At 70.1% G+C, this 10,036-nt stretch carries 10 protein-coding genes; 4 read left to right on the forward strand and 6 right to left on the reverse strand.

The window, feature by feature from the left end:
• Positions 1–22: 22 nt before the first annotated feature.
• On the reverse strand, positions 23–550 hold the full coding sequence (locus tag ACWCP8_RS21150; protein ID WP_352271704.1) for a DUF6328 family protein: 528 nt from the start codon (positions 548–550) through the stop codon (positions 23–25).
• 219 nt (positions 551–769) lie between these two features.
• Here ACWCP8_RS21150 and ACWCP8_RS21155 point away from each other — a divergent pair, with 219 nt between their 5' ends.
• Complete coding sequence (locus ACWCP8_RS21155) at positions 770–1,159, forward strand: VOC family protein (protein WP_030980095.1); 390 nt, start codon at positions 770–772, stop codon at positions 1,157–1,159.
• 72 nt (positions 1,160–1,231) lie between these two features.
• On the opposite strand, the gene ACWCP8_RS21160 is transcribed toward ACWCP8_RS21155, so the two are convergent.
• The 5 genes from ACWCP8_RS21160 to ACWCP8_RS21180 form a co-directional block, all read right to left on the reverse strand.
• Positions 1,232–1,723 (reverse strand): GNAT family N-acetyltransferase, encoded by a 492-nt coding sequence (locus ACWCP8_RS21160; protein ID WP_382841311.1) that lies wholly within the window; start codon positions 1,721–1,723, stop codon positions 1,232–1,234.
• A gap of 64 nt (positions 1,724–1,787) precedes the next feature.
• Positions 1,788–2,192: a DnaJ family domain-containing protein gene (locus ACWCP8_RS21165; RefSeq protein WP_352271708.1), complete on the reverse strand. Its 405-nt coding sequence runs from the start codon at positions 2,190–2,192 to the stop codon at positions 1,788–1,790.
• Positions 2,193–2,414: 222 nt separating this feature from the next.
• Positions 2,415–3,278 (reverse strand): tyrosine-protein phosphatase, encoded by an 864-nt coding sequence (locus ACWCP8_RS21170; RefSeq protein ID WP_352271710.1) that lies wholly within the window; start codon positions 3,276–3,278, stop codon positions 2,415–2,417.
• An 86-nt stretch (positions 3,279–3,364) separates the two neighbouring features.
• On the reverse strand, positions 3,365–3,667 hold the full coding sequence (locus ACWCP8_RS21175) for an SHOCT domain-containing protein (protein ID WP_352271712.1): 303 nt from the start codon (positions 3,665–3,667) through the stop codon (positions 3,365–3,367).
• A 90-nt stretch (positions 3,668–3,757) separates the two neighbouring features.
• Positions 3,758–4,186, reverse strand: a complete 429-nt coding sequence (locus ACWCP8_RS21180) for a DUF6325 family protein (RefSeq protein ID WP_352271714.1) — start codon at positions 4,184–4,186, stop codon at positions 3,758–3,760.
• 674 nt (positions 4,187–4,860) lie between these two features.
• Between ACWCP8_RS21180 and ACWCP8_RS21185 the strand changes: the two genes are divergently transcribed.
• Genes ACWCP8_RS21185 through meaB form a run of 3 tightly spaced genes read left to right on the forward strand, consistent with a single transcriptional unit; the run spans position 4,861 to position 9,920 of the window.
• Positions 4,861–6,720 (forward strand): methylmalonyl-CoA mutase family protein, encoded by a 1,860-nt coding sequence (locus tag ACWCP8_RS21185; protein ID WP_451117424.1) that lies wholly within the window; start codon positions 4,861–4,863, stop codon positions 6,718–6,720.
• Positions 6,720–8,921: a methylmalonyl-CoA mutase gene (scpA, locus tag ACWCP8_RS21190; protein ID WP_451117426.1), complete on the forward strand. Its 2,202-nt coding sequence runs from the start codon at positions 6,720–6,722 to the stop codon at positions 8,919–8,921. The genes ACWCP8_RS21185 and scpA overlap by 1 nt, the downstream gene beginning before the upstream one ends.
• A gap of 12 nt (positions 8,922–8,933) precedes the next feature.
• Entirely contained in the window at positions 8,934–9,920 is a 987-nt protein-coding gene (gene meaB, locus ACWCP8_RS21195) for a methylmalonyl Co-A mutase-associated GTPase MeaB (protein ID WP_451117428.1), read from the forward strand.
• Positions 9,921–10,036 lie beyond the last annotated feature (116 nt).

Below are 10,036 nucleotides of genomic sequence, written 5' to 3' on the forward strand. Positions count from 1 at the left end.
CGCGCCGAGTGCGCATCCGAGGTCACTTCTCGCCTTCCGATGTCGAGCGTGCCAGCACCCAGGCCGGGAACACGAACCAGCAGACGAGGAACCACAGCGCCATGGCGCCGACCAGCCACAGTGCGAGCGCATTGTGCAGGGCCACCCGCAGGATGAGCAGCAGCGCGGAGCACATCGTGCAGAACAGCAGGGCGAGGCCGAGCACGGTCAGTCGCGACGCCCACGCAACGGTCTGCCGCTTGAGCCGGTGCCCGGTGAGCAGCCGGTGGAGGGAGACGGGCCCGATCAGCGCGGCGGCCGTGGCCGACCCCAGCATCACGGTGACCACATAGATGGTGCGGTCCGTGTCCGACAGAGCGGCGAAGCGCGGCTGGAAGACGACGGCAAGCAGAAAGCCGAACAGGATCTGGACGCCGGTCTGGGCGACACGCAACTCCTGGAGCAGGTCCGTCCACAGCCGGTCCGCCCGTTCCTCGGCCGTCTCGTGGCGGCCGATGTCGGGCTCCCGGCCGCTTTCCGCGTCGCGGTCCTCGCCGGGTGTCGCGGTCACCGTGAGCCTCCGTCCGCAGTAGGTGTGGAGCCCGTTGCGTCGCCTCTTACCCCACCGTAGAGATCTCACGTCGGGGCGGCAGCCCGAATGCGCCGTCGGCCATGCCCTCGACGAACGGTGCCGGTCGCACCTACGATCTTGAATACGGCATCGCGCGCCGGTCACCGGCCGGGTGAGGCGTGGAGGTGCCCGTGAGATGCCCGTTGGAGGCATTCCACAGTGTCAGTCGAGTTGAATCACACCATCATTCACGCCCGGAACAACCGGGAATCCGCCGAATTCCTGGCGCACATCCTGGGTCTGGAAATCGGTGCGGAATGGGGCCCGTTCGTTGCGGTCGCCACCGCCAATGGGGTCACGCTGGATTTCGCGACCATTCCCGCCGAATCGATCGTCGGGCAGCATTACGCCTTCCTGGTCTCGGAGGCGGAGTTCGATACGTCGTACGCCCGCATCAAGGAGCTCGGGATCACCTACTGGGCCGATCCGCATCGGAAGCATCCGGGCGAGATCAACCACAATGACGGCGGCCGGGGCATCTACTTCCTCGATCCCGCCGGACATGCCATGGAAATCATCACGCGCCCGTACGGCGGCTTCGCCTCGTAACGGTTCCCGGCGCACCAGGCGTTCGGCCGGGATCCGGGCCACCGGGTCCCGGCCGGGCTCTTCTGCGGTCCGTCAGGCGACCGGAAGCATCAGTTCGGGCCGGTCCCACATCACCGCGGGCGGGTTGGCCGCGGCAGTGCCGGTCCGCAGGGCGCCCACACTGCGGTAGAAGCCCTCGGCGGGCGGATGCGAGACGATGCGAACGCCAGTGAGCCCGGCCAGCTGCGCCTCGCCGCGCAGATGCACGATCAGCAGCCGTCCGATCCCGAGACCCTGCGCATCGTCGGCGACGAACATCAGATCCAGTTCGGCCGGCTCGAGGACCAGCGAGTAGAAGCCGAGCAGCCGGTCGGTACCGCTGTGGACGGCCACGAAGACCCGATGGGTCTCGATGTAGTCGGGACCCACCCGGTATCCGGCGACCATGGGCGCGTACGGGCCCTCGTAGGCGCGGGAGTTCCTGACCAACCGGGTGAGACGCTTGGCGTCGCGCGCGGTCGCCCGTCGGATCAGCACGTCCCGGCGACCCGCCCCACCTGCCGGTCGCGTAATACTCGGTGTCATAAAGGGAGTATTACGCATCAGGAGGCCGCGCACACGCCCGGCCTCGCCTGCCCGCTGCCGCGACCTACGCCGAACCGCGCTCCGCACGCCACTCCTCGACCACGGCGTCGATGTCGAACGGTCGCATGTTCAGCAACGGTCCCGGCGGCGGCCGACGGATCGCCGCCTCGATCTTCTCGTTGACCGCGGCGAGCATCCGGCGCACCTCGGTCTCCGAGCGGGCTTCGGACACCGCCGCACGGGTGTCCTCCGCCTCCTTGCGCAGGGCCAGGGCCGGCGGGAGCATCGACACCCCCTCGCGCTGCATCTTCGCCTTGATCCACCAGGTTTCGTCGTACGGGCGGTCGATATCAGGCAGCGGTTTGCCGAAACCCGGCAGCTGGGAGAAGTCGCCGCGCTGCTCGGCTTCACGGATCTGCTTGTCGACCCACGATTCGAAGCTGACGCCGACGGGTTTGCGCTCGGTCAACGTGCACCCCTCTCGGAGAACCCCTGATCCAGTACTCCCACGATACCGAGGGCGGTCCCGGCGCCGGACCCTCCGGAACCCGGGCCTCTCAGCGCACGTGTCCGCCGGGCCTCCTCACCCGCGGCTCGGCCGACGGCGCCACCTCGACCGCGAAGGCGGCGGCACGGACCTTCCGCTCGTACCGGTCGGAAGGCAACATACCCACCAAGGGTATGGAGGGAGTCAACCCAAGGATCCTCCGCGGATGACCGCTTTGGTCGATCGGATGCCGACGACAGCCGGTTCCGGTTGGGCGGAGACCACGAGCCGGCTCCGCAGACGCTCCACCACGGGCTCCGGGATCCGCAGACCGTCACGCACATAGCCGTCCAGTCCGCCCCACCGCTCGTCCATCGCATCGAGCGCTATCGAGAGATAGCGGGGGCGGACCTCGATGATCGCGGCCGCGATCTCGGGATCGCCGCCCGCGTCGAGGAAGCCCTGCACATACGGCTGGAAGGCGGCCCGCACCACCGGATTCACGGCGAGGAACTCCGCCCGTACGACATCGCGTGACGCCCCGACCATGAGCAGGAGCAGCGAGGTGGCCCACCCGGTGCGGTCCTTGCCCGCCGTGCAGTGGAAGAGCACCGGCCGGGCCCGGTCGTCCGCGGCCGTCTCGACCAAGGCGCGGTACGCGGCCGCGGCGCCCGGCGACAGCACCAGCTTCCGGTAGGTCTGCGCGAACAGCTCCTCGGCCTTTCCGCCCCCGAGCATCTCCTCCGCAGCCACCGGATCGCCGAGCAGCGCGCGCAGCCGGGCGGGTGCCACGCCCGGGTTGTCGCCGAGGACATCGGCGACGAACAGCCGGGCTCCGGACGGCAGCCGATCGGGGGCCGCCATGCGCTCGTCGGCGGTGCGCAGGTCGACGACAGTCCGGATGCCGAGGGCGGTCACCGCCACGTCGCGGGCCGCGTCGAATCCGCTGAGCTGACCGGAGCGCAGCACCGCGCCGGACCGGAAGCAGCGGTCGCGACCCAGCGAAACGCCGCCCAGGTCGCGCAGATTGATAACGGTGGCAGCCGCAACGGCCCTGGCGGTTTGCACGATGGATTCCCCTTATTCCGGACGCGACTCATTCCGGGCACGGCTTACTGCGGACACGGCTGATGAAAGGATTCGCCCCGGCCGGATCAGCCGGCCAGAATCTTTGCCTTCTGCGCCTCGAACTCGGCGTCGGTCAGGATTCCTTGCTTCTTCAGCTCGGCCAGTCGTTCCAGCCGGTCGATGATGTCGTCCGCCGGGGGCGCGGGAGGCGCCGCCTGGTCAGGGGGTGTCTGCTGTTGTACGGCCTGCTGCTGTGCGGCGGCCTCTTCCTGTGCGCCCCACCTCTGCTGCTGGCGCTGCTGGACCCGTCCGCTGACCGCTGATGCCGTGCCGGCGACGACGGCGGTGCGCGCCACGGTGCCCAGCAGTCCCGGTCCTCTGCGGTTCATGCCCGGTCCTCGGAAAATCGGCATGATGTGCGCCCCTTCCAGTGCGGTGCGGTGCGTGCGGTGCGACGGGGTACTGCGGGCCGGGCAGGGTCAGCCGGTGGGACCGCTGGCGGCCACGGCCGCCTCCGCGATCTCGGCGGGGATCCGCTCATGCGCCACCACTTGACCGCCCGAGGCCCGGACGGCCGCCGTGAGCGGCACCGCCCACAGGTCCTCCCACACGATCAGCGCGGCGGAGCTGCCCGGTGGCACGCTCTCCCCGAGAGTCCGGATGTCCTCGCTGTTCAAGAGTCCGCTGACCACTCCCTCGACCGGCTCGAACGACACCAGGTCATCGGGGTCGAGGTCTTCCAGCTCCACTGATTCGAGCGTGCCGTCCTCGGCCCGGTACACAAATGTCAGGTCGAGGATCCGCACCGCCTTCGAGGCGACCGCTTCGGCCAGCGCCGGCGCAATGGCCCCGGTGAAACGACTCCCGGGAAAGGCGACGACGAGGTACTCCACAGGTCCCACAGTCACGGGCGTGTCCTCTCCTGGCGGATGGATTGCCTGCAGCATATCTTCGGATATTTGGTGATGCACTGTGGCAATCCACCTGGCACGGAGAGCTGAGCGGCCGCCCCGCTCGCAGGGCGACGAGCGCGTTTCCGGCGGCCTCGACGCTGGTCCGGACAGCCGCTCCTCCGGTGATCCCGGCTCGGCCGCCGCCTCGCGGGTGATCTCGGCGACGAGATCCGCGAGCGCGGGCATACCGTCGGGGCACCGCTTCCGGGCCGGGCATTGCAGCCGGGCATCCGGGCCACCCACGGCGACAGCGGATGCCGGGTGGCCTCGGACGGATGCCGCGTACGGGACGGCCCGCCTCTGGTCGAGTACGCGAACGCGGTCGGCCGCCGAAACCGCATCGACGGGGGGCGTTGGTGACGATCAGGCAGACGCCCCCCAAGTCGGCGGGGTGCGCAGAGTGAGGCATGCATGGGCGCGGGTGGTCCGATCGGGTGCCGCGAGGGGTCGCCGAGCAGCAGCGGGCGGCGGCGGCCGACGCACGCCCGGGCCGGCGCGACACGTCCGGCCCGCCCGTCGGCAGCGCCCCGACTACGCCACCGTCCGTAAAGGATCAAGTGCGCGCGGAGAGGGCAAGGTCACAGGCGATTCCCCTGCTGCTCATCTGAGCCTTCGCCTAGCATCTGGGCATGACGGTCCTGCCTGCTGACGGGCTTTCGTTGGCCGCCGAATTCCCTGACCCAGCCCATGAGCAGTGGCAGAGCCTTGTCGAAGGTGTGCTGCGCAAGTCGGGCAAGGATGTTGCGGGTTCGGCAGCCGAGGAAGCGCTGTCCACCACGGTGGAGGACGGGCTCATCACCCGCCCTCTGTACACCTCGCGCGATGACGCGCCCGATGCCGGTTTTCCGGGCTTCGCCCCCTTCACCCGCGGCAGCAAGGCCGAGGGGAACGCGGCGAACGGCTGGGACGTACGGCAGCGGCACAGCCTGACGGATCCGGCCCGGCTCAACGAAGCCGTGCTCGCGGATCTGGAGAACGGTGTCACCTCGTTGTGGCTGACCGTCGGCGGTGCGACGGGCGTACCGGTATCCGGTCTGGCGCGGGCGCTGGACGGTGTCTATCTCGATCTGGCCCCGGTCGTGCTCGACCCGGGCAGTGAACTCGACGCCGCTGCCAAGGAGTTGCTGCGGCTGTACGAGGAGCGGGGCGTGGCCCCGGAGTCGGTCCGCGGCTCTCTCGGCGCCGACCCGCTGGGCCGGGCGGCCCGCAGCGGCGGTGCACCGGAACCGGCGGCCGCCGTGCACTGGGCCGAGCGGTGCGCGAAGGAGTATCGCGGGCTGCGGGCGTTGACCGTGGACGCGCTGCCGTACCACGAGGCCGGTGGCTCGGCGGCCCAGGAGCTGGGCAGTTCGCTGGCGACCGGCGTGGCCTATCTGCGGGCGCTGACCGGGGCGGGGCTCTCCGTCGAGGCGGCCTGCGCCCAGCTGGAGTTCCGGTACGCGGCCACCGCCGACCAGTTCCTGACCATTGCCAAGCTGCGGGCGGCGCGCCGGCTGTGGGCGCGGGTCGCCGAGGTGTGCGGGGCCGCGGGCGCCGGTGTGCAGCGCCAGCACGCGGTGACGTCGTCGGTGATGATGACGCGGCGCGATCCGTGGGTGAACATGCTGCGGACGACGCTGGCGTGTCTGGGCGCGGGGGTCGGCGGGGCCGACTCCGTCACCGTGCTGCCGTTCGATCACGCGCTGGGGCTGCCGGACGCGTTCGCCCGGCGTATCGCCCGTAACACGTCGACGATTCTCATGGAGGAGTCGCATCTGGCCCGGGTGATCGACCCGGCGGGCGGCTCCTGGTACGTGGAGCGGCTGACCACCGAACTCGCTGACGGCGCCTGGGCGTTCTTCCAGGAGATCGAGCGGGCGGGCGGTCAGGCCGCGGCGCTCGGCTCCGGCCTGATCGGTGAGCGGCTGGCGGCGACCTGGGCGGCGCGCAGCAAGGATCTGGCGCGGCGCAAGGAGCCGGTCACCGGCGTCAGTGAGTTCCCGCACCTCGCCGAGCGTCCGGTGGAGCGCGAGGCGGCTCCCGGCGCCGATGACGCGTCGGGCGGTCTGCCCACGGTCCGTCGTGACGAGGCGTTCGAGGCGCTGCGTGCCCGGTCGGACGCCCATCTGGCGGCGACGGGCCGACGGCCCCGGGTGTTCCTTGCGGCGCTCGGCCCCGCGTCGGCGCACACCACGCGGGCCACGTTCGCCTCGAACCTGTTCCAGGCGGGCGGGATCGAGCCCGTTCACGACCCGACGTCGGTGGACGCGTCGACGGCCGCCGAGGCCTTCGTGACCAGTGGGGCCACAGTGGCGTGCCTGTGTTCCGGTGACACGCTCTACGCCGAGCAGGCGGGGGCCGTGGCCTTGGCGCTGCGCGCGGCCGGTGCGCAGCGGGTGTTCCTCGCGGGCCGGCCCGCCGGGTATCCCGATGTCGACGAGTACGTCTTCGCGGGCTGCGACGTGGTGGCTGTGCTCTCCTCCGTTCTCGACCGTATGGGTGTGGCGTAATGCGGATCCCCGACTTCTCCGACATCGAACTCGGTCCGGGCACCGGCGCCGAGGGGTCCGAGGACCAGTGGCACACGGCGGTGAAGGAGTCCACCGGTGGCTCCGACGGCGATCTGCTGTGGGAGACCCCGGAGGGCATCGCGGTCAAGCCGCTGTACACCGGGCGTGACCTGGAGGGGCTCGACTTCCTCGGTACATATCCGGGTATGGCCCCGTATCTGCGCGGCCCCTATCCGACGATGTACGTCAACCAGCCCTGGACGATCCGGCAGTACGCGGGATTCTCCACGGCCGAGGAGTCCAACGCCTTCTACCGCCGCAACCTCGCGGCCGGACAGAAGGGTCTCTCCGTCGCCTTCGACCTGCCGACCCACCGCGGCTACGACAGCGACCACCCGCGGGTGACCGGCGATGTCGGCATGGCGGGTGTGGCGATCGACTCGATCTACGACATGCGCCAGCTGTTCGACGGCATCCCGCTGGACAGAATGACGGTGTCGATGACGATGAACGGCGCGGTGCTTCCCGTACTCGCGCTGTACATCGTGGCCGCCGAGGAGCAGGGCGTACCGCCCGAAAAGCTGGCCGGGACCATCCAGAACGACATCCTCAAGGAGTTCATGGTCCGCAACACCTACATCTATCCGCCGAAGCCCTCGATGCGGATCATCTCCGACATCTTCGCGTACACCTCGCAGAAGATGCCGCGCTACAACTCGATCTCCATCTCCGGCTATCACATCCAGGAGGCGGGGGCGACGGCCGATCTGGAGCTGGCGTACACCCTCGCCGACGGGGTGGAGTATCTGCGGGCCGGCCGGGACGCGGGTCTCGACGTGGACGCGTTCGCACCACGGCTGTCGTTCTTCTGGGCGATCGGCATGAACTTCTTCATGGAGATCGCGAAGATGCGGGCGGCCCGCCTGCTGTGGGCGAAGCTGGTCAAGGAGTTCGAGCCGAAGAACGCCAAGTCTCTTTCGCTGCGCACCCATTCGCAGACCTCGGGTTGGTCGCTGACCGCGCAGGACGTGTTCAACAACGTCACCCGGACCTGTGTGGAGGCGATGGCCGCCACCCAGGGGCACACCCAGTCGCTGCACACCAATGCGCTCGACGAGGCCCTCGCACTGCCGACGGACTTCTCGGCGCGGATCGCCCGGAACACCCAGCTGCTGCTCCAGCAGGAATCGGGTACCGGCCGGGTCATCGACCCGTGGGGCGGCAGCGCGTACGTGGAGAAGCTGACGTACGACCTGGCGCGGCGGGCCTGGCAGCACATCAAGGAGGTCGAGGCCGCGGGCGGGATGGCGCAGGCCATCGACGCGGGCATCCCGAAGCTTCGGGTCGAGGAGGCCGCGGCCCGTACGCAGGCGCGGATCGACTCCGGGCGGCAGCCGGTGATCGGAGTCAACAAGTACCGGGTGGAGACGGACGAGCAGATCGATGTGCTCAAGGTCGACAACTCGTCGGTGCGCGCCCAGCAGATCGAGAAGCTGCGGCGGCTGCGCGCGGAGCGCGACGAGGCAGCCTGCCAGTCCGCGCTGCGGGCGCTGACGGCGGCGGCCGAGCATGGTCCCGGCCCGGGTCTCGAAGGCAATCTGCTGGCGCTGGCGGTCGACGCGGCGCGGGTGATGGCCACGGTCGGTGAGATCTCGGACGCCCTGGAGAAGGTGTACGGGAGGCATGCCGGCCAGATCCGTACGATCTCGGGTGTGTACCGCAACGAGGCAGGGGAGTCACCTTCCGTGGACCGTACCCGGACGCTGGTCGGCCGGTTCGAGGAGGCGGAGGGGCGCCGTCCGCGCATCCTGGTCGCCAAGATGGGCCAGGACGGCCACGACCGCGGCCAGAAGGTGATCTCGACGGCCTTCGCCGACCTGGGCTTCGACGTCGATGTCGGCCCGCTGTTCCAGACGCCGGCCGAGGTGGCGCGGCAGGCGGTCGAGGCGGATGTGCACATCGTGGGCGTCTCCTCGCTGGCCGCCGGGCACCTCACCCTCGTACCGGCGCTCCGTGAGGAGCTGGTCGCCGAGGGCCGCGACGACATCATGATCGTGGTCGGCGGGGTGATCCCGCCGCAGGACATCGAGGCACTCCACGAGGCGGGTGCGGCGGCCGTGTTCCCGCCGGGCACGGTGATCCCCGATGCCGCCTTCGATCTGGTGACGCGGCTCGGTGCCGCGCTCGGCCATGAGCTGTGAGCCGCTGACCCGATGGCTCCGACGATCGACATCGACAACTATGTGAAGGGGGTGCTCGACGGGAAGCGGGCGCACATCGCGCGCGCCATCACTCTCGTCGAGTCCACCCGCCCCGATCACCGGGCGCTGGCCCAGCAGTTGCTGCGCGAGCTGCTGCCGCACTCCGGCAACGCGCGCCGCATCGGTATCAGCGGGGTGCCGGGGGTTGGGAAGTCCACGTTCATCGATGCACTGGGCACGATGCTCACCGAGCTCGGGCACCGGGTCGCGGTGCTGGCCGTCGATCCGTCATCCAGCCGGACCGGCGGCTCCATCCTGGGCGACAAGACCAGGATGGAGCGGCTGGCGGTCGATCCTGCGGCGTTCGTCCGCCCCTCCCCCACCGCCGGGACGCTGGGCGGGGTGGCCAAGGCGACGCGGGAGTCCATCGTGGTGATGGAGGCGGCGGGTTACGACGTGGTGCTGGTGGAGACGGTCGGCGTGGGCCAGTCGGAGACGGCCGTGGCCCAGATGGTCGACACGTTTCTGCTGCTCACACTGGCCCGTACCGGCGATCAGCTGCAGGGCATCAAGAAGGGTGTTCTGGAGCTGGCCGACGCGATCGCGGTGAACAAGGCCGACGGTCCGCACGAGCGTGACGCGCGCGCGGCGGCCCGCGAACTGGCGGGCGCCCTGCGGCTGATGCACCCGGCCGACGCGGCCTGGACTCCCCCGGTGCTGACGTGCAGCGCCCGCGAGTCGACCGGCCTCGACGCCCTGTGGGAGCGGCTGGAGCAGCACCGTGCGCTGCTCGACTCGACGGGGCGGCTGGCCGCGAAGCGGCGTGACCAGCAGGTCGACTGGACCTGGACGATGGTGCGCGACGAGCTGCTGGACAGCCTGCGCAGCCATCCGCAGGTGCGTGCGCTCACTCCTTCGCTCGAACAGTGCGTACGTGATGGCGAGTTGACAGCGACGCTCGCAGCCGAAGAAATCCTCGCCGCCTTCCGGGACGGCTGAGCGGATCGGGCAGGGCAAGCAGGGAAGGGCGGTGGCGCAGCCTTTGCGGCAGCAGCCTGCCGTAGGCCGGATGTCAGGAATCAGCCGTCGTCTGCCCGCTCGGGGTCGCGACATGC

Source organism: Streptomyces sp. NPDC002206, from assembly GCF_053593595.1.

Excerpts from the sequence above, each read along its gene's own strand:
- scpA (WP_451117426.1), top strand. The coding sequence starts at position 6,720 with ATGCGGATCCCCGACTTCTCCGACATCGAACTCGGTCCGGGCACCGGC.
- ACWCP8_RS21175 (WP_352271712.1), bottom strand. The coding sequence starts at position 3,667 with ATGAACCGCAGAGGACCGGGACTGCTGGGCACCGTGGCGCGCACCGCC.
- ACWCP8_RS21160 (WP_382841311.1), bottom strand. The coding sequence starts at position 1,723 with ATGACACCGAGTATTACGCGACCGGCAGGTGGGGCGGGTCGCCGGGAC.
- ACWCP8_RS21185 (WP_451117424.1), top strand. The coding sequence starts at position 4,861 with ATGACGGTCCTGCCTGCTGACGGGCTTTCGTTGGCCGCCGAATTCCCT.
- meaB (WP_451117428.1), top strand. The coding sequence starts at position 8,934 with ATGGCTCCGACGATCGACATCGACAACTATGTGAAGGGGGTGCTCGAC.